The 25,273-nt window shown below is 70.6% G+C and carries 24 protein-coding genes and 1 pseudogene; 2 read left to right on the top strand and 23 right to left on the bottom strand.

The window, feature by feature from the left end; genetic code table 11:
- Window positions 1-48: 48 nt before the first annotated feature.
- The 12 genes from E1182_RS02330 to E1182_RS02275 form a co-directional block, all read right to left on the bottom strand.
- Window positions 49-669: a YdeI family protein gene (locus E1182_RS02330; RefSeq protein WP_132260947.1), complete on the bottom strand. Its 621-nt coding sequence runs from the start codon at window positions 667-669 to the stop codon at window positions 49-51.
- A gap of 176 nt (window positions 670-845) precedes the next feature.
- A complete protein-coding gene (locus E1182_RS02325) occupies window positions 846-1,658 on the bottom strand; it encodes a type II CAAX endopeptidase family protein (RefSeq protein WP_132260946.1) in 813 nt (270 codons plus the stop codon).
- Between the two features lie 161 nt (window positions 1,659-1,819).
- Window positions 1,820-2,182 carry a nuclear transport factor 2 family protein gene (locus E1182_RS02320; protein WP_132260945.1) on the bottom strand — a complete coding sequence of 121 codons (363 nt, stop codon included), beginning with the start codon at window positions 2,180-2,182 and terminating at the stop codon, window positions 1,820-1,822.
- Between the two features lie 9 nt (window positions 2,183-2,191).
- Window positions 2,192-3,178 (bottom strand): amidohydrolase family protein, encoded by a 987-nt coding sequence (locus tag E1182_RS02315; protein ID WP_243705983.1) that lies wholly within the window; start codon window positions 3,176-3,178, stop codon window positions 2,192-2,194.
- Window positions 3,179-3,195: 17 nt separating this feature from the next.
- Window positions 3,196-3,888, bottom strand: a complete 693-nt coding sequence (locus tag E1182_RS02310) for a ubiquinone/menaquinone biosynthesis methyltransferase (protein WP_132260943.1) — start codon at window positions 3,886-3,888, stop codon at window positions 3,196-3,198.
- 11 nt (window positions 3,889-3,899) lie between these two features.
- Entirely contained in the window at window positions 3,900-4,316 is a 417-nt protein-coding gene (locus E1182_RS02305) for a VOC family protein (RefSeq protein WP_132260942.1), read from the bottom strand.
- The gene (locus tag E1182_RS02300) at window positions 4,309-4,521 is read right to left on the bottom strand and encodes a Trm112 family protein (RefSeq protein ID WP_132260941.1); all 213 of its coding nucleotides are present in this window, start codon (window positions 4,519-4,521) and stop codon (window positions 4,309-4,311) included. The genes E1182_RS02305 and E1182_RS02300 overlap by 8 nt, the downstream gene beginning before the upstream one ends.
- 23 nt (window positions 4,522-4,544) lie before the next feature.
- Window positions 4,545-6,242: a 2-succinyl-5-enolpyruvyl-6-hydroxy-3-cyclohexene-1-carboxylic-acid synthase gene (gene menD, locus E1182_RS02295; RefSeq protein ID WP_132260940.1), complete on the bottom strand. Its 1,698-nt coding sequence runs from the start codon at window positions 6,240-6,242 to the stop codon at window positions 4,545-4,547.
- Window positions 6,233-7,216, bottom strand: coding sequence for an o-succinylbenzoate synthase (locus tag E1182_RS02290; protein WP_132260939.1), 984 nt, complete (start codon window positions 7,214-7,216; stop codon window positions 6,233-6,235). Before E1182_RS02290 ends, menD begins: the two co-directional genes overlap by 10 nt.
- Window positions 7,216-8,031: a 1,4-dihydroxy-2-naphthoyl-CoA synthase gene (gene menB, locus E1182_RS02285; protein WP_132260938.1), complete on the bottom strand. Its 816-nt coding sequence runs from the start codon at window positions 8,029-8,031 to the stop codon at window positions 7,216-7,218. Before menB ends, E1182_RS02290 begins: the two co-directional genes overlap by 1 nt.
- Entirely contained in the window at window positions 8,028-9,224 is a 1,197-nt protein-coding gene (locus E1182_RS02280) for an AMP-binding protein (RefSeq protein WP_243705982.1), read from the bottom strand. Before E1182_RS02280 ends, menB begins: the two co-directional genes overlap by 4 nt.
- Window positions 9,209-10,762: an isochorismate synthase MenF gene (locus E1182_RS02275; protein ID WP_165942482.1), complete on the bottom strand. Its 1,554-nt coding sequence runs from the start codon at window positions 10,760-10,762 to the stop codon at window positions 9,209-9,211. Before E1182_RS02275 ends, E1182_RS02280 begins: the two co-directional genes overlap by 16 nt.
- Before the next feature lie 351 nt (window positions 10,763-11,113).
- Here E1182_RS02275 and E1182_RS02270 point away from each other — a divergent pair, with 351 nt between their 5' ends.
- On the top strand, window positions 11,114-11,422 hold the full coding sequence (locus E1182_RS02270) for a MarR family winged helix-turn-helix transcriptional regulator (RefSeq protein WP_132260936.1): 309 nt from the start codon (window positions 11,114-11,116) through the stop codon (window positions 11,420-11,422).
- 98 nt (window positions 11,423-11,520) lie between these two features.
- Window positions 11,521-11,632, top strand: a pseudogene (locus E1182_RS02265) (IS5/IS1182 family transposase); the annotation flags it as partial.
- A 63-nt stretch (window positions 11,633-11,695) separates the two neighbouring features.
- Here E1182_RS02265 and E1182_RS02260 read toward each other — a convergent pair.
- The 11 genes from E1182_RS02260 to E1182_RS02210 form a co-directional block, all read right to left on the bottom strand.
- The gene (locus E1182_RS02260) at window positions 11,696-12,607 is read right to left on the bottom strand and encodes a Gfo/Idh/MocA family protein (RefSeq protein WP_165942481.1); all 912 of its coding nucleotides are present in this window, start codon (window positions 12,605-12,607) and stop codon (window positions 11,696-11,698) included.
- Window positions 12,608-12,611: 4 nt separating this feature from the next.
- On the bottom strand, window positions 12,612-13,664 hold the full coding sequence (locus tag E1182_RS02255; RefSeq protein ID WP_132260934.1) for an NAD-dependent epimerase/dehydratase family protein: 1,053 nt from the start codon (window positions 13,662-13,664) through the stop codon (window positions 12,612-12,614).
- Window positions 13,665-14,903, bottom strand: coding sequence for a class I SAM-dependent methyltransferase (locus E1182_RS02250; RefSeq protein ID WP_243705985.1), 1,239 nt, complete (start codon window positions 14,901-14,903; stop codon window positions 13,665-13,667).
- A 5-nt stretch (window positions 14,904-14,908) separates the two neighbouring features.
- Complete coding sequence (locus E1182_RS02245; protein ID WP_132260932.1) at window positions 14,909-15,439, bottom strand: cupin domain-containing protein; 531 nt, start codon at window positions 15,437-15,439, stop codon at window positions 14,909-14,911.
- Window positions 15,440-15,499: 60 nt separating this feature from the next.
- On the bottom strand, window positions 15,500-17,065 hold the full coding sequence (locus tag E1182_RS02240) for a GMC oxidoreductase (protein WP_243705981.1): 1,566 nt from the start codon (window positions 17,063-17,065) through the stop codon (window positions 15,500-15,502).
- Window positions 17,062-17,667 carry a hypothetical protein gene (locus E1182_RS02235; RefSeq protein WP_132260930.1) on the bottom strand — a complete coding sequence of 202 codons (606 nt, stop codon included), beginning with the start codon at window positions 17,665-17,667 and terminating at the stop codon, window positions 17,062-17,064. The genes E1182_RS02240 and E1182_RS02235 overlap by 4 nt, the downstream gene beginning before the upstream one ends.
- Before the next feature lie 50 nt (window positions 17,668-17,717).
- Window positions 17,718-19,172 carry a glycosyltransferase gene (locus E1182_RS02230; protein ID WP_132260929.1) on the bottom strand — a complete coding sequence of 485 codons (1,455 nt, stop codon included), beginning with the start codon at window positions 19,170-19,172 and terminating at the stop codon, window positions 17,718-17,720.
- Window positions 19,162-20,433, bottom strand: a complete 1,272-nt coding sequence (glyA, locus tag E1182_RS02225) for a serine hydroxymethyltransferase (RefSeq protein ID WP_132260928.1) — start codon at window positions 20,431-20,433, stop codon at window positions 19,162-19,164. Before glyA ends, E1182_RS02230 begins: the two co-directional genes overlap by 11 nt.
- An 86-nt stretch (window positions 20,434-20,519) precedes the next feature.
- Complete coding sequence (locus tag E1182_RS02220; RefSeq protein WP_165942480.1) at window positions 20,520-21,812, bottom strand: glycosyltransferase family 2 protein; 1,293 nt, start codon at window positions 21,810-21,812, stop codon at window positions 20,520-20,522.
- Between the two features lie 128 nt (window positions 21,813-21,940).
- Window positions 21,941-23,812, bottom strand: coding sequence for an FAD/NAD(P)-binding protein (locus tag E1182_RS02215; protein ID WP_132260926.1), 1,872 nt, complete (start codon window positions 23,810-23,812; stop codon window positions 21,941-21,943).
- A gap of 43 nt (window positions 23,813-23,855) precedes the next feature.
- Window positions 23,856-25,061, bottom strand: a complete 1,206-nt coding sequence (locus E1182_RS02210; RefSeq protein WP_207921230.1) for an ROK family transcriptional regulator — start codon at window positions 25,059-25,061, stop codon at window positions 23,856-23,858.
- Between the last annotated feature and the right edge of the window lie 212 nt (window positions 25,062-25,273).

The raw sequence follows: 25,273 nt of genomic DNA, 5'->3' as shown, positions 1-25,273 counted from the left end.
TGTCAAACGAACGGCTCTGTCTCGCGGCGGCAGATCAGTGCTGCTTGATCATGAAGATGCGGATTGCGGCGAGTTCGGAGGCTTGGTTTTCTGCGGGTAGATCGTCTCGTGGCGGGCCAGCATGGCGACGAACTCGCCGATCTTCCGCTCGCGGGTCTGCGCCCGTTTGACGGCATTGAGTCGGTGGATGAGGGCGAACCGGTTGGTCTGGGTGAGGACGTCGAACATGGCCTGGGCGGCGGGGTCGGCGGCGATGGCAGCGAGCAGGTCGGCCGGCACCTCGGCTTCCGACGGCGGGGCGTAGGCCGCCGCCCACCGCCCGTCCGCCTTCGCGGCTTCCACCGCGGCGCGGCCTGGGGGCAGCATTCGCCCCTGCGCCTCCAGGCGGGCCACGTTGGCGACGTTGCGTTGTGACCAGGAACTGCGGGGCCGGCGAGGGGTGAACCGGATCCACGAGGTCTCCTGGTCCCGTTTACGGGCCTGCCCGTCGATCCAACCGAAGCACAGGGCCTCGTCGACCGCCTGCTGCCAGGTCAGCCTCGTGACGGTGCCGCCCTTCCTAGTCAGGGCGAGCCAGACGCCGGGCGACGTGGCGTGGTTGGCCGACAACCATGCGCGCAGCGCGTCGGCGTCCGCGACGATCAACTCATCCAGTTCGACGCTCGCCATGACGGCAGGCTAGCCGATACGACCTAGCCACAGCCTCTGCCTGGCAGCCAGCCCGAACCGCCGGGCTGCCGACGCGCCGGTCGCTCGGCGAGTCGGGGCAGGACCTCGGTTCTCGGGACGATCTCGTCGTTGGGGTGCGCGTCTCGGCTTGCCCACCAGCCGCCGCATGGTCCGCCCTAGGTCAGGTCACGCGCCGACGCGGCGCGCCGTGGCGTCCGTTTGCGTTGCCAGGCGCCGATCACCACGGCCGCCAGCAGCCATGTGGCGAGTAGGACCAGTACGGTGACGCGGACCGTCGCTCCGGCCACGGACGCGCTCAGGGTGGTGAAGTTCGTGCCGGCGTGCAGCAGGATCGCGAGCAGTGCGCTGCCGCCGGTGCGTTGGAAGACCCAGGTGTAGACGACGGCCACGGCCGGCAGCTCCAGGAGCAACACCCACGGGGAGCGCCCGGCCAACTGCAGGCCCTCGGTGAAGAACAGCGGCAGGTGCCACAGTGCCCAGAGCAGGCCGAGCAGGACACTCGCCAGAACCGGGCCGTAGCGGTCCAGCATCCGGGGCAGGGCAAACCCGCGCCACCCTGTCTCCTCGCCCAGGCCGTCGGTCAACGCCAGGACCGGCACCAGCACCGCCGCTGAGGCGACACCCTGCTCGAGCATCATGGGGCGGCCGAGTTCACCGGACCACCCGGCGGCGGCCGTGGCCGCCCACACCAGCGCCCAGAACGCCGCCGGGCCAACCAGCACCAGCACGTACCACTGCCAACCGACCCGCCAGCGGGTCAGCCGAGCACCGAGGTCGCGCAGGGCGCCCCCGCCTACGAGCGCAGCTGTCAGGACGGCGGCGATGGCCGGCATCCAGGTCCAGAACGTGCCGACGGTCGTGGCCCAGCCCTCGGGCGCCACGGCGCGAGGAACCCACACGGCCCAGGTCAGCAGGAACGCCAGCAGGAAGAACGTCGTCGTAGGAAATTGACCGGCATGAGTGCGCACGCCGCTCAGTATCACGGTCCAGCGGCGCGGGAAACAGTCCCCCGCGACCTTGACGACGTCGACCGTTGCGGGGAATCGTCAACGGCTGCGGACGGGGTGCCGCGACTGGCCAGCGTTCCCAGCTCGGCAGTGTTCGGCGCAGGGCAAGGATGGCCGGTCGATCACGCCGCGAACAGCGGAGCCAGGTCGACGAAGATGCGGTAGTCGGTGATCAGGCCGGCGCCGTCCCGCGTCCAGATCGACACGGCCGGGACGGTCACCGTCCTGCCGTCCAGCCGGTGGTAGTCGACGGCCAGCTCGACCACCGTGTCGGCGGCCACCTCCCAGTGGTTGATGATGTGGTGACGCAGGCTGCGGATGCTGGCGAAGAAGCCGGTGACGCCTTCGGCGATGGCCGGCCGACCGAGCACCGGCTCGGCGTTGCCGAAGGTGAAGCGGCCGTCGGGTGCGAACAGCGCGGCGAAGCCGTCGGCGTCGCGGTGGTCGACGAGCGCGAAGACCTGGCTGATGACGTCGGTGGGCATGATGCCTCCTCAGCGTGACACGACGGGGTGCGCCGTCGCCTGCGGCAGCAGGCGTGGGAACAGGCCGCCGGCGTTGCCGCCGGCGATCCGGTCGAGCAGGTGCGGGGTTGCGGCGTGGAAGCGGCACAGCCGGGTCCAGTTCTGCCCGGCGTGCTCGGCGGGCATGAACGGGAAGTCGGTACCGAACACCACCCGGCCGGGGTCGGCCAGCGCGTGCAGGCTCGGCAGGGTGTACGGGTTGGCTGACAGCGCCGTGTCGAAGTAGAGGCGCTGCAGCGCGCCGACCGGGTCGGCCGGCAGCCGGTGGGCGACCGCAGGGCTGATCACCGACGCGTCGGCGAGCCGGCCGGCGAGGAACGGCACCGTCCCGCCGGCGTGCGCCACGATGAGCCGGAGTCCGGGATAGCGGTCCAGCGCGCCGGCGTAGAGCAGGTTGGCGATCGTGCGGGTGGTGTCGAACGGGAACTCGTAGACCGACGCCGGCAGGTCGAACGTGGGCTGGTCACGTCCGGCCGGGCGGGCCGGGTGCAGGAAGGTCGGTACCTGCCGGCGGTCCAGTTCGGCCAGCACTGGCTCGAACGCGGGGTCGCCCAGGTACTCGCCCCGGTAGTTGGTCAGCAGCCCGATCCCGTCGAGCCGCAGCACGTCGAGGGCGTACGCCAGCTCGTCGAGCGCGGCGTCGATGTCGGGCAGCGGCAGCACGGCGAACGCCCCGAACCGGGTCGGCGTGTCCGCCACCAGCCCGGCGAGGTACTCGTTGAGCTGCCGGGCGAGCCGGCGGGCGAGATCCGCGTCGGCGAAGTGCACGCCGGGCTCGGTGATCGACACCACGGCGGCGCCGATGCCCAGCCCGTCCATCATCGCGAGGCTGGTCGCGGGCGACCAGTCGGGGTAAGCGACGCCGGGGATGGGCCTCAGCAGGCCGGCCGACTCCAGGACGGCGCGGTAGAAGCCGGGGACGACGTGATGATGCACATCGATCACTGGGCCGGTCACGGCCAGCTCCGGGCCGGTCACGGCCGTACCCCGTGGTGCAGCGCGACGGCTCCCCCGGTCAGGTTGGTCCAGCCGACCTCGGCCCAGCCCGCCGCGCGGAGCAGCTCGGCCAGCTCGGGCTGGCGGTGCCAGGCGTTGATGGACTCCCACAGGTAGACGTATGCCTGGGGGTTGGTGCTGACGAGACGGGCGATCAACGGCACGACACGACGCAGGTAGCCCAGCCACAGGCGGTGCGCCAGCGGGTTCGGCGGATGGCTGAAGTCGCAGACCACCAACCGTCCGCCCGGCCGGCAGACCCGGCGCATCTCGGCGAGCACCCGCCCCACGTCGGCCGTGTTGCGCAGCCCGAAGGACATGGTCACCACGTCGAAGCTGGCATCGGCGAACGGCAACCGCAGCGCATCCCCCGCGACGAACCGGGCCATCCCGACGCGGCGCCGCCCGATCCGCAGCATCCCCAGGGAGAAGTCGCAGCCCACCACCCGTACGCCGGGGCGGTGCACTGCGCTCGTGGAGCTGCCCGTACCGGCGGCGACGTCGAGCACGCGGTGCCCCGCCCGGACCCCGGCCACCCGGGCGGCAGCCCGGCCCCACGCGCCGGTGCGGCCGAGCCAGATCGCCGCGCGAGTGCGGTCGTACCCCTCGGCGACCTCGTCGAACATCGCCGAGACCTGCCGTTCGTTCTTGTCGAGCTGGGCGCGGACCATGCGGGGACTCCTTACTTCTCGGCCGGTACGGCGAAGAATTCGAGCTGGATGTGGTCCGGGTCGCGGAAGACCAGGACGGTGTTACGCGGGTCGAGCGTGGCCGGCGCGACCGGCGAGTACGGCACGCCCAGCGCGTCGAGGTGGGCCGCCCAGGCGTCGAGCTCGGCGCGGCCGTTGACGGCGAAGGCCAGGTGATCCAGGCCGGGCCGGCGCTCGTCGAAGCGTTCGGGCGGGGCGCCCCGGTGCTCGACGACGCCGACGAGGATCCGGGCGGCGCGGTCGGTCAAGATGATCTTGTATCGATCGCCGCCGCCCTCCTCGAACCGCCCCACGATGCGCAACCCGAGCACCTCGGCGTACCAGTCGGCACTGCGCACGGCGTCGGTGACGGTCAGTGCCACGTGCTGCACCCCGGCAAGCTCAGGCATCGCATGCGTCCTCGCCGGTCGCGCCGCCCGACGGGCGGCCCTGGTCGAGCAGCAGCACCGGGATGCCGTCGACGATGTCGTACGCGCGGCCACAGCCGGTGCAGGTCAGTGTCCGGCCGTCGGGATCGGCGCGCAGCGGCGCGTGGTCGGTGTCCGGGCAGGCGAGCACGTCGAGCAGGTCGGGGTCGAGGGCGAGGTGGGGCATGGCGTACTCCTGTCGTGCGAGGGTCAGAGCGCGGCGTCCAGCGCCGTGGCGACGTCCCGGCGGAGCCGTCGGTGCAGTACCGCGTTGGGCTCCCGGGCGGTACGGACCTCGACGATCCGTGCACCCGGGCGGGCGAGCTGGTAGGCCAGGTGACCGGGCTCGTCCACGCGGGCGTACCGCCAGCCGGCGGCGGCGGCGACGTGGGCCAGCTCGGCGCCGTGCGGCGTACCGAACAGCTCCTCGAAACCGTCGTCGGTCCCGGCGGCTTCGAGCAGCGAGAAGATTCCGCCGCCGTCGTTGTTGACGACGACGAGCGTCAGGTCGGGTACCGGCCCCGAGCCGAGCAGCAGGCCGTTCTGGTCGTGCAGGAACGACAGGTCGCCGAGCAGCCCGTACGCCCGGCCGCCGCCCCGCTCCCGGTGCGCCAGCGCGGCGCCGATCGCGGTCGAGACCGCGCCGTCGATGCCGGCGAGTCCCCGGTTGGCCAGCACGGTCAGTCCGGTACGCGGTCGCATGGTCCGCTCCAGGTCGCGGATCGGCATGCTGGCTGCCACGAACAGCAGGCCACCATCGGGTACCCGCGCCGCCACATCCCGGGCCACCCGCGGCTCGGTCAGTCCGCTCACGTCCAGCACACCGTCCAGGGCGGCGCAGGCCACCCGGTCCAGCGCCTGCCAGCGGGCCAGCCACGCCGGGTCGCGCGGACCGGTCAGGAGCGGCCGATCCAGCGCCGGCACGACCAGCGCCGCGTCCCGGGTGGGGTCGTCCCACGCCGGGTGTGGGTCGACGACCGTGTTCGGTACGTCGCCGTAGCGTCCCAGCAGCTCCCGGGACAGGCCGGGACGGCCGTACGTGACGATCGCCTCGGGGGCCAGCTCGGCGCGGATCGCCGGGTGGGCCAACAGGTCCACGTAGGACGTCAGTGCGTGCGGGCCGCGCCGGGCGCTGCTGTGCGGCTCGGCGAGCAGTGGCCAGCCGGCCGCCTCGGCGAACGCGACCGCCCCGGCAGCGTCCGCGCCGGCGCCGGCCACCACCAGCCCGCGCGGGGGTACGGCGAGATCCGTCACCGGCGGCGCGGGGGACGACACGACGGTCCACGCTTCGCCGCCGGCCCGCCCGTCGAGCGGCTCGGGCCACGCGGCCGGCGTACCGTCCAGGCGCGCCTCCCGCAGCGCCACGTTCACGTGCACCGGCCCGGTACGGGCCGCATCGACCGCCCGGCTCACCACCGAGCGCCAGTACCGCACCTGCCCACGCCGCCGTTCCGGCACGCCCAGCTCGATGAACAGACGCACGGACGCGCCGTACAGCTTGGTCTGGTCGGTCGTCTGGTTGGCGCCGGTGCCGCGCAGCTCCGGCGGCCGGTCCGCGCTGAGCACGACGAGCGGCACCCGGTCGTGGTGCGCCTCCAGGACGGCGGGGTACAGGTTCGCCGCGGCCGTACCGGAGGTGCACACCACGGCGGCGGGACGGCCGCTGCCCCGAGCCAGACCGATCGCCAGGTAGCCGGCGGAGCGCTCGTCGACCCGCACGTGCACGACGATGCGGGGATGTGCCCACAGCGCACGGGCCAGCGGGGCCGAGCGGGAGCCCGGCGAGACCACCGCGTCGGTGACCCCGCACCGGCTCAGCTCGTCGGCCAGCACCGTGGCGAGTGCGGTCGCCGGATCGAGCGTCAAGCCGTCCACAGCAGATCCGCCGGGCACTGTCGTCACTGACATGCCTGCTCCTCGACCGGCTCGGCGGGACGAACCATCTCGCGGTGGGTTTCGGCGACCCGGCGCAGCCACCAGCGGGTGCGTTCCGGGTCGGCGGGTCGGCACCGCGTCAGCCGCACGGCGTCGATGGCGGGCCTACGTACCGGAATCTCCCCGTTGACGGGAACCAGCGGATCGACGACCGGGTCGTCCGCGAGCAGCCGCGCGGTGCCCAGACCGCAGGCGTACGGCAGCTCCGGCAGCGCCGCCGCGAGCGCCACCCCGGCCGCGAGGCCGACCGAGGTCTCCAGCGCCGATGACACCACCGCGGGCAGGCCGGCCGCCTCGGCGACCCGCAGAGCTCGGCGGACCCCGCCCAGCGGCTGCACCTTGAGGACGACGATGTCGGCCGCGGCGCGCAGGCCGACGATCCGGGTCGGGTCGGCGGCGAGCCGGACCGCCTCGTCCGCGGCGACCGGCACGTCCACGCGCCGGCGTACCGCCGCCAGCTCGGCCAGGCTCCGGCACGGTTGCTCGACGTACTGCAGACCGGCCCGGTCCAGCAGACGGATCATGCGTACCGCCCGCTCCACGTCCCATGCGCCGTTGGCGTCGACCCGGACCGCGCCCCCCGGCCCGAGCGCGTCCCGGACCGCCTGCACGCGATCGAGGTCGTCGCCGGAACTCTGGCCCGGCTCCCCGACCTTCACCTTGGCGGTACGGCAGCCGCCCGACGCCCGCACGATCGCCTGCGCCCGCTCCGGCCCCACCGCGGGTACGGTCACGTTCACCGACACCGAGGTGCGCACCGGCGCCGGCCAGCCCTCATCCGTCGCCTCCCGGCAGGCGGCCAGCCAGCGCGCCGAGGCCTCGCTGCCGTAGTCGAGGAACGGGGAGAACTCGCCCCACCCGTGCGGGCCGTGCATCAGCACGCCCTCCCGTACGGTGATGCCGCGGAACCGGGTACGCAGCGGGATCGCATACGCGTAGGCGGCCATCACGGCCGTCGCGGGAAGCGGGCAAAGTCCGGCTCACGCCGGGACACGTACGCGTCGCGACCCTCCTGAGCCTCCTCGCTGAGGTAGTACAGCAGCGTGGCGTCACCGGCGAGCTGCTGCACCCCGGCCAGCCCGTCGTCGGCGGCGTTGAGTGACGCCTTCAGCAGACGCAGCGACAGCGGCGAGTGCCGCAGCATCTGCCGGCACCAGGTGACCGTCTCGTCCTCGAGCCGCTCCACCGGAACGACGGCGTTGACCAGGCCCCAGTCCAGGGCCTGCTGGGCGTCGTACTGCCGGCACATGAACCAGATCTCCCGGGCCCGCTTCTGCCCGACCGTACGGGCGAGCAGGCCGCTGCCGTACCCGCCGTCGAACGAGCCCACGCGCGGGCCGGTCTGGCCGAAGCGGGCGTTGTCCGCCGCGATGGTCAGATCGCAGACCAGGTGCAGCACGTGCCCGCCACCGATCGCGTACCCGGCCACCATGGCGACCACCGGCTTGGGCGTACGCCGGATCTGCACCTGCAGGTCCAGCACGTTCAGCCGCTCGGTGCCGTGCACGTCGCGGTACCCGCCGTCGCCGCGGACGCGCTGGTCGCCGCCCGAGCAGAACGCCTGGTCGCCGGCGCCGGTCAGAATGATCACGCCGACCGACGGGTCGTCGCGCGCCTCGTCGAAGGCGCGGCACAGCTCGCTGACGGTGGTCGGGCGGAAGGCGTTGCGTACCTCAGGACGGTTGATGGTGATCTTCGCGATGCCGTCCGCCAGCTCGTAGCGGATGTCCTCATAGTCGCCCTTGGCGTTCCAGATGGTCACGTCTGGTGCTCCTCTTCTCTCGTCAGAATGGCGATCGCCGCGCCGCGGTCGACCTTGCCCGAGGCGAGTCTCGGCAGATCCGGCACGACCAGCAGGCCGCGCGGGGCGGTCCAGCCGGGCGCGTACGTGGCGACATGGCGCCGCAGTGCGGCCAGTGCGGGAGGCCGGCGCGGGTCACTGGGTACGACCGCGGCGACGACCCGCTGGCCCCACTCCTCGTCGGCGACGCCGCCCACCACCACGGCCGCCACCGCCCGGTGGGCGCCCAGCAGCGCCTCCACCTGCTGCGGATGTACCTTCCGACCGCCCGTGACGATCACCTCGTCGGCCCGCCCGAGCACCTCCAGCCGCCCGGAGGCGGTCAACCGGCCCAGATCGTCGGTACGGAACCCGGTGCCGTCGAAGGCCGCCGCGGTCAGCGACGGGCGCAGCCGGTACCCCCGCGCCAGGACCGGACCGGCGACGCGTACCCGCCCGTCGGCGTCGATGTCGACCTGCACCCCCGGCAGCGGACGGCCGTCGTACACGCAGCCGCCGCAGGTCTCGGTCATGCCGTAGGTGGCCGTCACCCGTACGCCCGCCGCCCGCGCCTCGGCCAGGAGCGCCGGTGCCGTGGCCGCCCCACCGACCAGTACAGCGCCGAAGTGTCGCAGGTCGGCACCGGCCCGCAGGGCCCGATAGAGCATGGTGGGTACCAGCGCCACGTATGCGGCGTCAGCACCGGCCAGTGCCGTCGGCTCGAAGTGCTCGCCGAACACGGGTGTCGTTCCGGCGACCAGCGCCCGGACGAGCACCTGCAACCCGGCTATGTGGTACGGCGGCAGGCAGGCCAACCAGCGCCCGCCCGGCCGGGCGCCGAGCGCGTCCAGCGACGCCGCCGCCGATCGGCGCAGCGCCTCGGCCGGCAGCTCGACGCCCTTCGGCGTACCGGTCGAGCCGGACGTCACGACCACCGCCGCGACCTCGTCCGGACAGTCGGCCGGGTCGGTCAGCCGCTCGGTCCGGCCGTCGGCCGTCACGACCACGTGCGGGCGCAGCTCGTCGAGAAGGGCGGCGACGCTCGCCGGCGGCCCCGGGGGCACCGGCAGCACCGCCGGGCCCCCGTCGAGCGCGGCCGCGACCGCGTCGACGAACCGGCTCCCGCCCGGTGCCAGGTGCGCGTGCAGCGGCCGGCCCATCAGGCAGCGTCCCATCGCGCCGGGGCCGCAGCGTCCTGGACGGCGTCAGGGCTGCGCACCGGGCCGGACGCCGCAGAGCCGTCGAGGACCGCGTCGAGCGCGGTGAGCATCGGCCGGAGTTTCAGGTCGGTCTCGGCGTACTCGTCGTCCGGCCTGGAACCGGCCACGATGCCGCAGCCGGCGAACAGTGCCGCTCGATCACCCGACACCAGCGCGGAGCGGATCGCCACCGCCATCTCGCCGTCCTGCGCGGCGTCCAACCAGCCGACCGGCGCGGCGTACCAGCCCCGATCGAACGGCTCGGACCGGGCGATCCAGCGCAGCGCCGCCCGGCGCGGGTAGCCACCCACCGCGGGCGTCGGGTGCAGGCGCTCGACCAGGTCGAGCAGGCCCACTCCCCGATGCGCCGGTACGGCCGCGGTGACCGTACCGACCAGATGCTGCACGTTTCCCAGCCGCAGGATCCCGGGCCGCGCCGAGGCGCGGACGTCGACGCAGACGTCGCTGAGCACGCGGGCCACGAAATCCGTCACGACGGACTGCTCGTGCCGGGTCTTGACGTTGTCCAGCAGCGACTGCGCACCGGCCGCGTCCGCGGCCGCGGTCGTGCCCCGGGCCGCCGAGCCGGCGAGGCTGTGCGCCGTCACCTCGCCGTGCGCGACCCGTACCAGACACTCGGGCGTGCCGCCGAGGAACCAGTAACCGGCGAACCTGGCCGCGAAGACGGCGCCCTCGGAGAAGCCCTCGGCGAGGCGGTCCACGGCGGCCGGTACGGCGAACGGCTGGTCGGCGTGCAGGACAACCTGCCGCGCCAGTACCACCTTGGTCAGGTCGCCGCGGTGGATCTCCTCGACGGCCGCACCGACCGCGCGCCGCCACTGCTCGGCGTCGGGTACGTCGAAGCGGACAACGAGCCTCGGCGGGCTGTCGACCGCCGGGTCCGGCAGCGGCTGCTCATCGGTCTCGGCCAGCAGCTGTGCGGCCAACTCCAGGCGCGCGTCGGCCAGCGCGATCGGGTCGGCGTCGGCAGCCAGCCGGGCGGTGAGCGCCAGGTGGGTTGAGCCGTCGCCGAGCCGGACCACCTGTGCGGCCGGGCACCAGGTCAGCGAGTCGGGCACCCCACCGGTCGGATGCCAGCGCCCGGGCTGGAACGCGAAGCCGCCGACCAGGAGCGGGAAGCCGGCCCGACCGGCAATCCCCGAGCCGCCGGCGACGAGGCCGCGGGCGTACCTGCGCCACGCGCGGCGTACCACCGCGAACCGGTCGGCACCCTCGGCGGACAGGTCGAGCGAGCTGCCGACGCCCAGCGACTCGACGCCGGTCCAGCGTGACGTCCAGTAGAAGACGCGCGCACTGAGGCGATCAGCGCGCCGTAGCAGGGCCCGAGGCTCGACCCTGGGCAGCGGCCGTGCCCAGGCAACCAGCACCGGACGGCCGTGCCGGCGCGCCGCATCGTGGGCCGCCGCGAAGGCCCGCCGCACGTCGGCCGGGTCGATCATCGGGTCCAGGCGGCTGGGCGGGGCGGCCGCTGTCCGCGCCGCTGCCGTAGTCATCATTTCTGCGTCTTTCATGAGGTGCCCCAACTGCTCGCGCTCGGACCCGCGCACGGGCGATCGCAATTCCTGTCTCCACCGACCGACTGGCTAGATCCGACCGCCGTTCTGGCGGCTCTGTGGCGGAGGCTGGCAGTCGCAGAAACGCCTGCTTCTCCTGTCGCACCCTCGTCCGGTTCGTGCCATCAGAATCGGCGGCGGAGGGTGGTCGTGGCAGACCACTTCGTGACGGGAACTGGTGGACCACATGCGGAACGCGGACCGCGGCCAGCCAAGCCGGGACACACGCAGGTTGCTGGCGGTACCCCATCAAGTCCACCGGCGGTGAGCTGTTGGACGAGGCCGCCGTGGATGCCCGGGGCCTCGTTGGTGACCGGCGGGGGCCTGACCCCTGGGGCCACCTCCCGGATGGTGGACAGGCTGGTCGCCGCCGGTTGCGTGAAGCGAACTCCGGACGCCTCGGACCGGCGGCGGGTTCTGGTGGAGGCGACTGACGAAGGGCTCGACCGGGCCAACGCCCACTACGCCGGGCTGACCGCGCGCACCCGCGAGGACCTCGCAACCCTGGACGAGGACCAACTTCGAACCCTGCTGCGGTTTGTCCGGTTGTCTGAGTCCAGCGCGCTGGCGGAGGTCCGGCGGCTACGGACGCAGAGGTGACGGCCGCGCCCCAGCCAACCGCAGGATTCCCACTGCTGCGCGACGCTGTCGCCGCCTGCAACGCCCAGGTGCGGGATCAGTGGCCCGAACAGGTCACCGCGCACCTCGACCGTGGCTACGACAGCAACCGGACCCGTGACCTGCTCGAAGAGATCGGCTTCGACGCCGAGATCGCCCGCAAGAGGCGTGCCCGCCCCGGTCCACATCGGCAACGCTGAGTAGTCGAGCGGACCATATCGAACAACCCGCGAGACACCGATGACACCTCACATATCAAACGTAGGTGATTGTAGGTGTCGCGCTGGCGCCGGCGAGCACCTCGGCCACTCTCACCGCGAGCGCTAGATCGGCGCCACTGGAATGGACGTCGTCACCACGTATAGCCGCGACGAAGGTCTGTATCTGCTTGTCCAGCGGCAATGTCTCCGCGATGCCGATCGGGACGCCGTTGACGGTCAGCAGGTGTGCGGCAAAGTTGTCGTACCAGAACTCGTCGCCGTCGACCAGCCGCACCCAGAACCGGTGATGCTTGACCGTCGCGGAGTTGGTGAAGCGAGACGTGACCAGCGTTTCGCCGACACTGATGCCCACGTGCCAGGTTTGTCGCCCCGGCCCCGAGACCTCGCACCGTGCGAACGCTTCCGTCACCGGATCCTTGTCGCCGAGGAGGTCGAGCGCCATGGCGATGTCGTGTGGGCCGTAGTCCCAGAGGACGTCGCAGTCCGCGCGCACCGGCCCGTCACCGCCGGCGGTACTGGATATCGTGCTCACTGCGCGTCCCGCTATACGCTCGCGCATCTCGCGGAATGCTGGTGCGTAAAGATGCTGGTGGCCGACCATGACCGTACTTCCCCGGGCTTCGGCAAGATCCCGGATGGATCGGGTCTCGCCCAGGCTGAGCGCCAGTGGCTTTTCGACCAGCACGGGGAGAGCGGCGTCGAGCGCCAGAGTCGTGATCGCGTAGTGAGTTGTCGCTGGTGAGGCGATGATGACACCGTCTACCGCGGCGTTTCGGATGAGCGCGGCAGGCGAGTCCCAGCGCACCGCGTCAGCGCGCCCGGCTCCTCTGCCCCCGGCCGTGTCGGAGATCAGCACCTCACCGGTCGACCAGATGCGGCCGACGGTTTCGACGTATCTCGAACCCCACCGCCCTGTGCCGATGATCCCCAGCCTTATTCGCTGCACGAGATCACCTGTAGTACTCCTGAGACCACTTGATGAATTTCCGCAGGCCATCGGTGAAGGGAACGGAGGGCTGATAGCCCAGATGGTCGAACGCCTTGGTCAGGTCCGGGCATCGCCGCATCGGCTCGTCACTGGGGTAACTGTCCGGATAATCCCGCACCGTGTACGTGAGGTCGGGTGCCGGCACATCATCGCGAATCAGGTTCAACAGGTCAATGATGGAGATTTCCGGTTCTGATGCACCGACGTTGTACGCCTCGCCCGGACGCCCACGCAACAGCGCCAGCAGGAACCCGGTGATCGCGTCCGTGGCGTAACAGAAGGTACGGGTCTGACTCCCGTCGCCGTAGACGTCGATCGCCTGTCCATTCGAGAGGCGAACCGCGATGTTCGGCATGATGCGATAGTCTTCGCGACTCAGGCCGGGCCCATAGACGTTGAACGGCCGTACGATCACCGCCTCCACGCCGAATTGTTGTACGTAGACCCGCAACAGACTCTCGCCGAATCGCTTCGACTCGTCATAGCAGCTTCGCGGACCGAGGCACGAGACGTTCCCGTTGTAGTCCTCGGGCGTCGGCACATGGGCGGCGTCGGGATTCCCGTAGATCTCCGATGACGACAGGAACACGAGCCTTGCCTCATCGGTACGGGCGACGTCGAGCATGTTCCGCAGGCCCTGGGTGGCGACGTCCATGGTTTCCAACGGGAACTTACGGTAGTAATACGGGCTGGCGATGCCGGCCGCATGAACGACGAAGTCGACTTTCGAGTCCGGGCGGAAGGGCCGAATCACGTCGTGTTCGATGTATGTGATGTGCGGGCCCTCCGGCGGTGCGGTGCCGGCGTCGGCGGGCGTCCTCAGGTTGTCCATCGCCAACACGTGGCAGGGCTCGCGCAGATACGCGGAATTGAGCCTCCGGAAGACGGCCGTCAAGTACTGGCCCACGAAGCCGCGAGCGCCTGTTATCAGGACACTCTTGCCGTCGAACCGCTGTGCGTACGCCCCCAGGCCGACGCAGATGTCGTCAATATCCGAATCGATGAGTGAACTCAATCAACTGCCCTCCCCGTCCAGCCGTTCCAATGTCAGAGGATTCAACCAGAGACCAGACCAGTCCGCGTGGCCGGCGACGATGTTGTCGTAGTAGTTCCATGCGAAGACAAGTGCGCAGTATCGCTGAGCGGACACCTCCGCGAGCTTCTCGGGGCCGACCACGGGTATGTGCGTGCCGGGCGTGAAGAGTCCCCGCTTGAGGGGGCTGTCTTCCACTATGAACTCGAAATCGTTCGCATCGAGTGCGAAGGAGTACATGAGGGTCGTCAGTTTCGCCGGCGCCCCGTAACCACATAGGCGCCATCCGTCGTCCTTCAGGGACGCGACGTGCTCACGCAATCTCTGCCCCTGCGTCCGGATACGCTCCCCGAAGCTCTCGTACGTCCGGGCGGAGAAGAGCGCCGCCGCTTCCTCGAATTTCACGAGTTCCGCCACTCGTGGGCTCACGCCACGATTGTCGCTTGCTACGTAGACACGGATCGAGCCCCCATGGGTAGGAACCCGCTCCACGTCGAACAATGTCATTCCCATACGGTCGAAGAAACGGACCAGCGGGCGGACGGTGTGGTATGCGACATGCTCATGGTAGATCGTGTCGAATAGCAGGTCCTCGACGACATCAGCGAGGTAGGAGACCTCGAAGATGAACACTCCGCGAGAGCCGAGCAGGGTGCGGACGGCAGAAGTGGCCTGCTCCAGGTCACCGATGTGAGCGAAGACGTTGTTCGCCGTGACCAGGTCCGCGGGTCCGAATCTGTGTCGCAGGCCGAGCGCGACGGCGGGGTCCAGGAAGGCCACCGTCGTGGGGATTCCCCGGGATTCGGCGATCTCGGCGATCCCACGCGCGGGCTCGATGCCGTGCACACGGGTCACTCCGTGATCGATGAACTGCCGCAACAGTGTTCCGTCGTTCGATCCGATGTCGATGACGAACGATTTATCGTCGAGGCCGAGCAGGGCGATCGCCCGCCTGGCATAATTCGAGAAGTGCTGGACGAATGACGGAGACGTCCCCGATGCGTAGACATAGTTGTCGAACAGGGTCGACGGGCTGACCACCGCGGCCAGCTGGAGGTGTCCACAACTCGGCGACGGACAGAGCTGGAGATCCAGGGGATATCGCGCTTGGTCCTTCGGCTTGTCCACGAACTCGTTCGCGCAAGGTGTGGGCGGGAGCGACAGGACCACATGATCGACCGTTTCCGTCCCGCACAGCGCACACGTGCGGCGTTCATGCATCGAGTTCACGACGGCGTTCCGGTGTCGACCTCGGAACCGTTCGAGCCGACGGTGTACTGGTACTGCCCGGTGAACGGAGACCAGTTGACATCGAACATCGACGGTACGCGCACCACGTCACTCTCGTGGGACTCGTGGTCGCGCTTGTTCCGTGCGAACGTCATGAACGTGGTCCGCTCAGGGAAGTACATCACGTGCGCAACGCGGGGTGGCGTGAAGAAGAGCTGGCCCGTCTTGAAGGTTCTTACCTGAACGCTTTCTGCGCCGTCCACAGGTCTCCACCCGTAAACGATGCTGCCGGACAAGACGTACGCGTAGTGCCAGTCGGTCTTGTGATAGTGGTTGGCGCGAACAGCGCCAGGGTGACTCTCGATGAGCGCTACCGAGGTGAACCTCTCGAGAAGCACGTTGAGAATACTGCCCGCCGCGTTGACGAAGGGTTCATCCAGTGGAACGTGCGGGTCGTCGGGGTAACGTTCCTCATCCACGCTCTTCGTGTACTCGGCATGTGACAGCGGGTGTGGCTGTGAGTTCATTGTTTCCTCCCAAGCGGAACCACGGAGCAGGGCCCGCGTCCGGCGATGTCTTGTTCCCGGTCAGTACGCCTTGTCGCGCAGCAACCCCGCCGCGAACCGCCCCGCTCTCACCGCGATCGCCATGATCGTGAGGGTCGGATTCTGCCAGCCACCGGAGGGGAAGCAGGCGCCGTCGGCGACGAAGACGTTCGGTGCGTCCCAGCAGCGATTGTTCCGGTCCACGACGGAGTCGGCCGGTGACCGGCCCATCCGGGCGGTACCCAGGTCATGGACGTTGCGGCCGGGCGCCGTCAGCGTGTCCGCGACCGCGGTGAGCCTCAGGCCGGCGACCCACGCGGCCCGCTCGACCTCGCTCCGCATGGCGTGGTAGAGCCGATCCTCGTGCGGCCCGTATCCACATTCGATGATCGGCACGGGGACACCCCACCGGTCTCGGGTGTCGCTGAGCCGCACCCGGTTGTGCCAGTACGGCAGCATCTCCCCCTGCGCGTCGATCCCGCCCGGCGCCGGACCGGAGTCGCCACGCTGCAGCGTCACCCAGAGGGCGAACGGGCGGACGTCGCCAGTCTCCGGCTGCGGCGGCGGGACGAGCAGGCCGCTCTGGCGGCCGGCCGGCGGGTGGGTGGGCATCGGCGGGTGACCGTCGAGGACCCCGGATGAGGTGACCAGCGGGTGGTCCATCAGCCCGCGGCCGAGCCAGCCGCTGCTGTTGCCGAGCCCGTCGGGATGACGAGGGCTGTGCGAGTTCAGCATGAGCCGGGCGGTCTCGATGGTGCCACCGCAGAGGAACACGACCCGGGCGCGGGCGTGGTGGCGGGAGCCCGAGATGACGTCCACGTAGCTGACGCCGGTCGCCCGGCCGTTGTCCGGATCGACGGTCACCGAGGTGACACGGGCGTCCGATCGCAGCGTCACCCGGCCGGTCCGTTCGGCCCTGGCGAGGGCGGTGGCCTGCATGGTGAACCCTGGCCAGCGGTCCTCGCCCTGATCGGCCGCGACGAAGCGCACCGGGATCGGGCGAGTGTTCCGCCGACGGTAGATGTGCTGGAAATGCACCTCGGCGGGGGTGAGCGCCGGCGGCTTGCCTCGGAAGCGCCCATCGGGGAGCTGCGCGAGATCCTCGGCGGTGCCCCGCAGGTCGACCAGTTCCTCCACGACGTCGTAGGCAGCGGCCAGGTCGTCGTACCCGATCGGCCAGCTCAGCGAGCAGCCGTCGACCTCGCCGACCGTCATCTCGAACGGGGACAGGCGCAGCGCCGACCCGCCCCAGAGCAACGACCGCCCGCCGACCTGCATACCGCGGATCCAGGTATACGGCTTCCCGGGTGGCGTCTCGTAGGCGTGCTCCAGGTCGTCGACGAACAGGTGGGGCCCGCGCAGAGCGAAGTTGAAGTGGCTGCGTTGCACCGGCTGCCGCGCCCAGGTGCGATCGTCGTGATGGCCGGCGGCGGCATACGAGGCGGCGCGGTCCGGGATCTCTGCGGCGCGGCGCACCGGCCCGGCCTCGAGGACCAGGGTGCGGAATCCGGCTTCCGCCAACTCCTTGGCGGCCCAGGAGCCGGCGAACCCGGAACCGACGACGATCGCGTCGTACACCGGACCGGTTTCGGCACCGACCTCGGTCACGTCCTCGCTCCTCCGGTGCGCTGCGCGGGGCGCGACGCGTGCCATTGGATGGGGCCGTCGACACCGGTGTGGTGCGGCGTGACGAGTCCGTCGTGGAAGACGGATGCGGGGATCACCCGGAAGTCGAAGCTGACCCGGGTCCGGTCGGAGGCGTTGCGGACGTTGCCGTGCATGAGGTTCGCGCTGTCGAACGCGAGCATCTGCCCATAGCGCATGGGATGCGGCCGGAAGTCCTCAGCGCCCTCGCTCGATTCGACCCACAGACAGTTCTCCGAGGTCACGTCGGTGAGCGGTACCCAGAACGTGATCTCGCAGGGGTTGTGACCGCCGCTGCGATCGCGGTGATAGCTGCCGACGCCGTGGCGTCCCGGCAGTTGGATACGCCAGTTCGGCACATGCTGGTAGCGGACGTCCTCGCCGACCAGTTCGGTGATCACCGTCAGAACGAACTCCCGGTACAGCGAGGAGATCTCCTCGATGTCGTAGAGCTTCTGATGCATCGCGGAGGCCTGATCGCCGAAGCCCGGCGGCTCCTCCGCCTCGGCGGGTGCGTGGTGGTGATGCCACTGAGCGAGGTCCGGCACACCGGTCGCCGCGCTCATCACGGCGGCGAAGTCGAACCGCTGCTTGTCGTACGGAACGATCAGTTTGTTCAGCACGGGCTTCCGCTTTCGTCGCGGTGGGAGGTGATCGTGAAGCGCGGCTCGAAGCCGATGAGGTGACTCAGCTGAAGATCGATGCCACCGATGTTGGTGAAGTCCTCGCCGTGGAACAGGCTCTTGCGGACGAAGGACGCGGTCTTGCGGCGGTAGCCGGAGCGCGCCAGCAGCATGGCGAGCGTGCCCAGGTGCCGCGGAGTGCCAGTGCGGTGCAGCGCGGTGAACGACCGGCGCAGCTTACTGATCATCCGGTCCGCCGCCGCGGGATCCGGCGGCAGGTCCAGCCCGCGCATCCGGAGCCGGTCGAGGAACGCCTGCTGGACCGCGGTCGGAGTCGGTTGGGCCCCGGACCGGTCCGGGGCGTCCCCGCGGATCATGTCGAGCAGGAGCCGGTCGTGCTCGGCGTAATGGGTGTGTCCCCGTCCGGCGGGTGGGATCGCGCCGGCGACAAGCAGGTCGGCCGCGTGCGCGATGTCGACATCGCCCAGTCGTGCGGCCAGGTGGGTAGTGAAATCGATGTCCTCGCGCAGGGTGGTGGGCAACAACGACTCACTCGGCAGCAACTCGGAGGCGGCCGCGTGCGTGGAGGCCAGCACCGGTGTCCCGATGAAGGACGCCTCGACCAGCACGCGCCCGAAGGTCTCCAGCGACGACGTGCTGGGGAAGAACAACACGTCCATCTCCCGGTAGTCCTGCCACAGGCGGGCCCGATCCACCGGTGGCCGGCACGTGTAGCCCGGGACCGCTGGTGCGCCGGCCGCCGTGCCCTGCCCGCCCTCGCCGATCGCCACCGTCCGGAAGGCGCCGGGAGCGCGCCGGTTCAGCTCCCGCTGCAGGTCGACCGCCTGCGAGTGGTTCTTGTCATCGGTGAGCCGGCCGACGAAACCGATGCGCGTGCTGCCGCCTCCCGAGCCGGTCCACGATCCGGCCAGCTGCGCGGGAAACCAGCGCAGCAGCGGATAACAGACGGCCTGCCGGGAGTGCGCGAGGCCGGGGAACAGCATGCTGTAGAGCACGAGCGAGTACCGCGACGAGTGGTAGAGCACGTCGTCGGGGCGCAGGTAGGGAGCCGAGAGCACCTCCTGCTGCAGATAGCCGTTCCACAGCGCGGTACGTGCGTCACGGATGATCCGAAAGTTGAGCCCGAGCCGTTCCCGCAGGTGGAAGTACAGGTAGGCGTGCGGGCCCACCGTCGCCACCACGACGTCGCAGCCGGACAGAGCCGCCCGCGCCGCCTCGTCGCTGCGGAACAGGTCCACCACGTCGTGCGGTTTGGGCCGGACCTCGACGCTGTCACCCAGCAGCCGGGCGACCTCGGTGTAGGCGAAGTTCGCGCCGTCCTTGCCCGGATGGCCCGCGTAGCTGCGGAAGGTGTGGAAGCCCGCGACCGGCCCGTGTCGTCGGAGCGTACCGCCGCTCGCCGGTCCGGGCTTGGCCTCAGAGCTCATCGCCGGCGGCCGACGCAGCCAGGTCGCTCAGTGCGTCGTTCGGGCGCACCCGGGCGCGCAGCACGTCCGCGCGCTTGCGCAGCAGGGTGGCCTTCGACGTGTCCCAGTCCTGCGCGCGCAGCGCCGCCAGCACGATGTCGGCGAGTTCGGCGACGTCCTCGTCGTCGTAGCCGCGCGAGGTGATCGTCGGCGTGCCGAGTCGCAGCCCGCTGGCGACGAATGGCGGCCTCGGGTCGCCGGGCAGCATGTTCCGGTTCGACAGGATTCCCAGTTCCTGCAGCCGGCCTTCGGCGTCCCGCCCGGTCAGCGCGGTGCGGGTGAGGTCGATGACCAGCAGGTGGGTGTCGGTGCCACCGGTCAGCAGGTCAAGCCCGCCGTCGAGCAGCAGCCCGGCCATCCGCCGCGCGTTGCTCACCACCCGCTCCTGATATGCCTGGAAGGCGGGGCCGGCCGCATCGTGCAGGGTGGCCGCGAGGGAGACCAGCCCGGCCATCCCCACCGAGGACTGCAGGCCGGGGAAGACCGCCGAGTCGATCCGCGCCTGCAGCGACGCGGGGCACAGGACGATCCCGCCGCGGGTACCGCGCAACGTCTTCTCCACCGAGGTGGTCACGACGGTGTCCGGGTACGCGCTCGGGTTGTCGTGCAGTCCGGCCGCCACCAGGCCGGCGATGTGCGAGATGTCGGCGATCAGGGTCGCACCCACCCCCTGCGCGATCTCGCTGAGCTGGGCGAAGTCGACCGCCCGGGGATACGCGGAATACCCGGCGACGATGACGCGCGGGCGTTCCCGTTCCGCGATCCGCCGGATGTCGTCGTACGGCAGCAGGCCGGTTCCGGGATCGACGGTGTACGGCACGACCCGGTACAGCTCGGAGACGATGTGTTTGGGATGGCCGTGCGAGAGGTGCCCGCCGGAGGTCACCGCCATGGCCATCATGGTGTCGCCGGGCTTCATCAGCGCCCGGTAGGCGGCCAGGTTCGCCAGGGAGCCGGAGACGGGCTGCACGTTGGCGTGCTCGCCGCCGAACACCGCGCGGGCCCGCTCCACCGCCAGTCGCTCCACCTCGTCGAAGATCGAGGTGCCGGCGTAGGGCTTGTTCCCCAGGCGCCCCTCGGCGGAGCGGAACTGGGCCACGCCCCACGCGTGGTTGTCACGGACCGCGGCGATCGGTGCGTTCGAAGCGGCGATCAGGTCGATGCTGTCCAGATAGTGCCGGTTCTCGCGGCTCAGCAGCCGTTCGAGTTCCAGGTCATGCATATGCGAGTCACCTCAAGGTGTCCAGCGGATGAAAGACTGAGGAGGGCGGCGCGTGACGCCGGCCCGGGCCAGGACCAGGACGCGGATCAGGTGGCGGGTACGACGCGCAGCAGGGTCCCAACGCCGGCGACCTGCTGGCTCGTGACGTGGTAGACCGGCTCGACCAGCTCGGCGAAGTACCGGAGGTCCACCAGCGGGTCCAGGCCCAGCGCAGGCCCGCGGGCAATCAGGTCCTCGGAGGCGGCCAGGAACAACTCGTCGGCGACGATCAGTGCTGTGGTGACGAAGGCGAGGAGATCCGGCATCCGCAGCAGACGCCAGAAGTCGACGGAGAACGCGGCCCGGAAGGTGCCCTCGGAGAACGGCACATCGGCCCCGAGCAGATGCAGGTTGGTCGCGTCCGTGCCGCGTCCGTAGTCGAAGGTGACCAGGCGCTGCGTGCCGAGCTGCTCGGTGTCGTAGGCGATGACCAGGTCGGGGCGTTGCGGATCCTGCTCACGCAGCGGATCGACGGCGGCTCGCCAGGGTTTGATCGAGCACAGGCCCGCGTCGGCGCACACCGCCATGACCCTGCGGTACTCGGTGACCCGTTCCGCGATGTCGGCGAGCGAGCCGGCCAGGACCTCGGGCAGTCCGGCGATCAGCTCGACCTCGTAGTGCCGGTGCTTGTCCCGCAGCAACGCCAGGCTCGCGAAATGGTCGCCGAAGGCCTTCCGCAGGTTGCGATAGTGCGGCACGTGCCAGACACGCAGTGTGGGCTCGTAGTGAAACCGCGAGCGATCACGGTCGAAGTGGCGGTACAGCCGGTACGCGATGTCCAGGTCCTCGCCGCCCCATCGGGCGTCGAAGTCCACATCGAACATGCCCACCGCCAGGGCGTCCGCCCGACTCAGGCCGAAGTTGTTGGTGAAGCCGTACATCCACGGCTCGGAGGGTGCGGACCGGGCCCGCACATCGTGTTCCACGGGGATGGTGTCGACGACGCCCTTGCCGGTCATCACGGTGTGCAGCGCGGCCCAGCCCTGGACGCCCAGCTCGCCGCGACCGCCCATCACGACGCTGGACGGATCCTTCTCCGCCAGGTTCCAGTGACGTTCGAGGAGGTCGGGCGGGCAGAGCGAGTCGTTGTCGAGCAGCAGCAGCCGCTCACAGTTGGCGGCCAGGATGCCGGCGTTGCGCGCCGCGGACCAGCCCTTCGGCGAGGTCAGCTCCCGCAGCAGATAAGGCGTGTTCGCGCGCAGCTCGGCGAGCCGGGCCGGCGGCTCGCAGCCGTTGTAGACCACGATGACCTCGAATTTTTCCGCCGGCATCGTCTGAACGGCCAGCGACTGAAGCACGAGTTCGAGGCACTGCACATTGTAGTAACTGGGGATGACCACGCTGAGCACGATCTCCCCTGGATCTTTCCCGCTGTCGCCCACAGCGTGCCCCCGTCATTAAGTCCAAATGATGGACTAATGGGAGCATGCATCATCAGAGTTGTCAACGTCGATGCCATGCCGTCCTTTCACGCCACGGGTGGCAGCCCGGTCAGCACGGCCCGCGCGACCTGGTCCCCGTGCCGGAACGTGACCGCATCGGTGCCGGGTATGGCGAACGCCCGCGCCCCGCGCAGCGAGGTGTTCCAGCCCAGCGCATAACGTGCCAGATGCACGGTGCCGTCGGCAGCCACCAGGCGGCCCCGTTCGTCGACGGCGATCCGTCCGGTCGGCCTGCGGTAGCCGGTCGCCGGATCGGTCAGGCACTCCTCCGAAGCGGCTCCGGAGGAGTGCAGCGCTCCCAGCAGCTCGTCGACTGTGCCGGCGACCGTCGGCTCGGGCAGCCGGGCGTCGATCAGCACGGCGGCCGGGCGTTCCTCGCAGATGTTGGCGCCGCCGGCCCAGTAGCGGCCGGTCGATTCGTCGAGTCGCACCCGCATCCCCGAGCCGAGCGGCTGGACCACGCCCGCACGGCACAGCGCCAGCAGCTCCTCCATCCGGAAGGCGGGCGGACCGCTCGCCACCAGGTTGAACAGGGCGAACCAGGCCCCGTCCAGCTCCTCGACCTGGGCCCGGGGGGCCAGGCGGGGCCGCAGGCGCGGAAGGTGCTCGAAGAACAGCAGCTGGGCGCCGTAGACGGCGGAATCGGCGGACCGGGCCGGATCGGCGCTGCGCTGCAGTTCCTGCTGCAACAGCGTGACGAACCGTACGCGAAAGTCGTCGACGGTGTGCGGCTCGGTGTGCCGCAGCGGCGCACGGAGATCGTCCACGTTCCACCGATGGGCCGGTTGGGGAACCGCCTTCTCGGCGAGCGCGTCGAGTTCGTCCACGGCGGCGGCAGCATGCAGGCGTTCGAAGTCCTGCCACGGCATGGCGGTGTGCTGCGGAGCGGCGGCGAACAACTCGCGGTAGTACGCGTAGCTCAGGTCCTTCAGGATGAGCGGCCAGATGTCGCGATGGAAGTCGAGCATCGCGTCTCCGGCGAGCGACTGCCCGAGAGCTTGGGGAAAATAGCGCAGGTCCCGCACCGGCCCATGGACCAGCCGGTGGCTCGGCTTGCACCGGTACGGCATGCCCCGGCGGGAACCAACCAGCAGCCGTGGCTCGCGTCCGGAACGCACATAGCGAAGCTCGCCGCCGACCTCGCGGACGTACCGGCCGCCGCGTCCCTCGGTGACCAGGGCCATCAGGTCGAAGAAGGCCAGTCCCATGCCCCGGACCAGGACGTCGGCGCCGGCCGGCAGCACCGACAGATCGGCGTCTGCGACAAAGCCGGGCGGCAGGTACACGAGTCCGTGCCGCTCCGCGAACCCGGCCGCCTCCGCCTGCTCACCCTGCGGCCGGGCGTCGAGGTGGCCGAGTGCGAGGACCACCGCGTGGGCGTCGATCCGGGAACCGTCCGCCAGGTGCACCCGCTCGGTGCCGTCCGGCGCCCTGGTGAGTGCCACGGCGCGGCCCTCATGCACGGTCACCCGGGTGCCGGGCGGCGCCTGTCGGATCACCTCGCCGAGGAACCAGGACAGGTAGGCGCCTTGCAGCCGCCGGGTCGCGAACGAGGCCGGGCCGGTCTCGCGTACATCATCGGCCAGCCGGGGATCGACGGGCGGAAGAGTCCCGGCGGCCGTGGCCGCCGCCCATTCGGCCAGCGACGGTCCCGGACGCGCCGGGCCGGCGCAGCGTACGGATTCGCCGGGGAAGAGGGTGACGTCCTTGGCGAGCGAGTTCATCCGCATCAGCGGCGACTGCCCGTCCCGCCAGATCCGTCCGGGACCGGCCGGGTGCGGGTCGACCAGGACGATCTCGATGGCCCGGTCCGGCGTCAGGAGACCGGCGTTGGCCAGCAGCCGTTCCACCACACCCACACCTACCGGACCGGCGCCGAGGACTGCGATGCGAGGCATGGACGCACGTTAATCCACAATGGTGCCGATTGGGTGACGGGCGTCAGCGGAGCAGGACTGCCGGATCGGCGTAGATGTCCTCGATGACCTGCCCGGCCGCGCCGAGCATCACCGCGTCCCCACCCAGGGGCGAGATGACGACGGTGGGCGTCTGCTCGTACAGCGCCCCGGCCCGCAGTGCCGCCTCGGTCGGCTGCAGTATCCATGCGGCGAGCCGGGAGAAGGTGCCGCCCAGCACGATCGCGCCCGGGTCCAGTCCCTTGACGATGCAGGTCAGCGCGCGTCCGAGAGCGTCACCGGCCCGCCGCACCACCTCCATGGCACCGCGGTCGCCCGCCTCGAGTAGTTCGATGAGGGCGGAGATCTGTTCGTCCAGGCCGGACCAGGCGGTCAACGGCTCGAGCCCCACCGCGCGGAGCATCGCCTCCCGGCCGGCGACGAGTTCCAGGCACCCACGCGCACCACAGGCGCACTGCGGCCCGTCCGGATCGACCTGGATGTGGCCCAGCTCGCCGGCGAACCCGTGGAAGCCTCGGAAGATCCGGCCGTTCAGGATGATGCCGGCGCCGATACCGATCTCACCGGAGACGTGCAGGAAGTCGCCCAGCGGGCGTCCCGCGCCGAACCACAGTTCGCCGAGCGCCGCCAGGTTCGCCTCGTTCTCCAGTTTGGTCGGCAGCCGCAGCTCGCGAAGGACGCGGTCGAGCAATGTCGCGGCCGGCACGTCGCGCCAGCGGAAGCTGGGTGCGCGCAGCATCCCGGAGCGGTCGAGCAGACCGGGCACCGCCACGACGGCCCCAGCCACGGTCAGACCCTGCTCCTGCGCGGAACCGATGGCCTTCCCGGCCAGCAGGGACAGCGCCGCGGCGATCTCCTCGGGCCGGCGGTTCCGGTTGTCGGCCGTCACCAGGTGCCGGTAGCGCACCCGGCGGCTGAGGTCGAGGACACAGGCCGCCAGGTAGTCGACGGTCACCTCGAGGCCGAGCCCGGCGGCACCCGCGCCGTCGACCAGGACGCCGGTTCCCGGGCGGCCGCGGTCGCCGTCGTGCACCATGCCGCCGTTGTGCACGAGGCCGGCCTCGGCGAGCACCGCGATCAGGTTCGACACCGTAGTCTTGGTGAAGCCGGTCAGCGCGGCGAGCTGTGCCCTGGTGGCCGGCTGATGTTCCGCGATGACGCCGAGCAGGACGGCCAGATTCCGCTCCCGCATGGTGGCGTGGCGCATGGGTGCGCCGATGTCGATCGGCATGGGTGGGACGCTACAGGTCGGCCTTCGCGGCAGGATGCCGGAGCCCACGGCGAACCCCCGGCCCGACCTGCGTCGATGGAGAGGGCCTTGGCAGTTCGCGGTCCGGCCCATTAGTTTGGTCCAGATCGTTGCCGAAATACCCGGAGGGTGGCCATGGCCCATTGGCGACCGCTGATCCGGGCGCTGCCGAGGCTCCCGTGTCCGTGATATCG

It is taken from the genome of Micromonospora sp. KC721, from assembly GCF_004348355.1.
Classification (GTDB): domain Bacteria; phylum Actinomycetota; class Actinomycetes; order Mycobacteriales; family Micromonosporaceae; genus Micromonospora.
This window is presented reverse-complemented; position numbering and strand designations above follow the sequence as displayed.

Excerpts from the sequence above, each read along its gene's own strand:
- E1182_RS02330 (WP_132260947.1), bottom strand. The coding sequence starts at position 669 with ATGGCGAGCGTCGAACTGGATGAGTTGATCGTCGCGGACGCCGACGCG.
- E1182_RS02320 (WP_132260945.1), bottom strand. The coding sequence starts at position 2,182 with ATGCCCACCGACGTCATCAGCCAGGTCTTCGCGCTCGTCGACCACCGC.
- E1182_RS02310 (WP_132260943.1), bottom strand. The coding sequence starts at position 3,888 with ATGGTCCGCGCCCAGCTCGACAAGAACGAACGGCAGGTCTCGGCGATG.
- E1182_RS02305 (WP_132260942.1), bottom strand. The coding sequence starts at position 4,316 with ATGCCTGAGCTTGCCGGGGTGCAGCACGTGGCACTGACCGTCACCGAC.
- E1182_RS02300 (WP_132260941.1), bottom strand. The coding sequence starts at position 4,521 with ATGCCCCACCTCGCCCTCGACCCCGACCTGCTCGACGTGCTCGCCTGC.
- menD (WP_132260940.1), bottom strand. The coding sequence starts at position 6,242 with ATGTCAGTGACGACAGTGCCCGGCGGATCTGCTGTGGACGGCTTGACG.
- E1182_RS02290 (WP_132260939.1), bottom strand. The coding sequence starts at position 7,216 with ATGGCCGCCTACGCGTATGCGATCCCGCTGCGTACCCGGTTCCGCGGC.
- E1182_RS02280 (WP_243705982.1), bottom strand. The coding sequence starts at position 9,224 with ATGGGACGCTGCCTGATGGGCCGGCCGCTGCACGCGCACCTGGCACCG.
- E1182_RS02275 (WP_165942482.1), bottom strand. The coding sequence starts at position 10,762 with ATGACTACGGCAGCGGCGCGGACAGCGGCCGCCCCGCCCAGCCGCCTG.
- E1182_RS02270 (WP_132260936.1), top strand. The coding sequence starts at position 11,114 with ATGCCCGGGGCCTCGTTGGTGACCGGCGGGGGCCTGACCCCTGGGGCC.
- E1182_RS02250 (WP_243705985.1), bottom strand. The coding sequence starts at position 14,903 with ATGCATGAACGCCGCACGTGTGCGCTGTGCGGGACGGAAACGGTCGAT.
- E1182_RS02245 (WP_132260932.1), bottom strand. The coding sequence starts at position 15,439 with ATGAACTCACAGCCACACCCGCTGTCACATGCCGAGTACACGAAGAGC.
- E1182_RS02235 (WP_132260930.1), bottom strand. The coding sequence starts at position 17,667 with ATGAGCGCGGCGACCGGTGTGCCGGACCTCGCTCAGTGGCATCACCAC.
- E1182_RS02230 (WP_132260929.1), bottom strand. The coding sequence starts at position 19,172 with ATGAGCTCTGAGGCCAAGCCCGGACCGGCGAGCGGCGGTACGCTCCGA.
- glyA (WP_132260928.1), bottom strand. The coding sequence starts at position 20,433 with ATGCATGACCTGGAACTCGAACGGCTGCTGAGCCGCGAGAACCGGCAC.
- E1182_RS02215 (WP_132260926.1), bottom strand. The coding sequence starts at position 23,812 with ATGCCTCGCATCGCAGTCCTCGGCGCCGGTCCGGTAGGTGTGGGTGTG.
- E1182_RS02210 (WP_207921230.1), bottom strand. The coding sequence starts at position 25,061 with ATGCCGATCGACATCGGCGCACCCATGCGCCACGCCACCATGCGGGAG.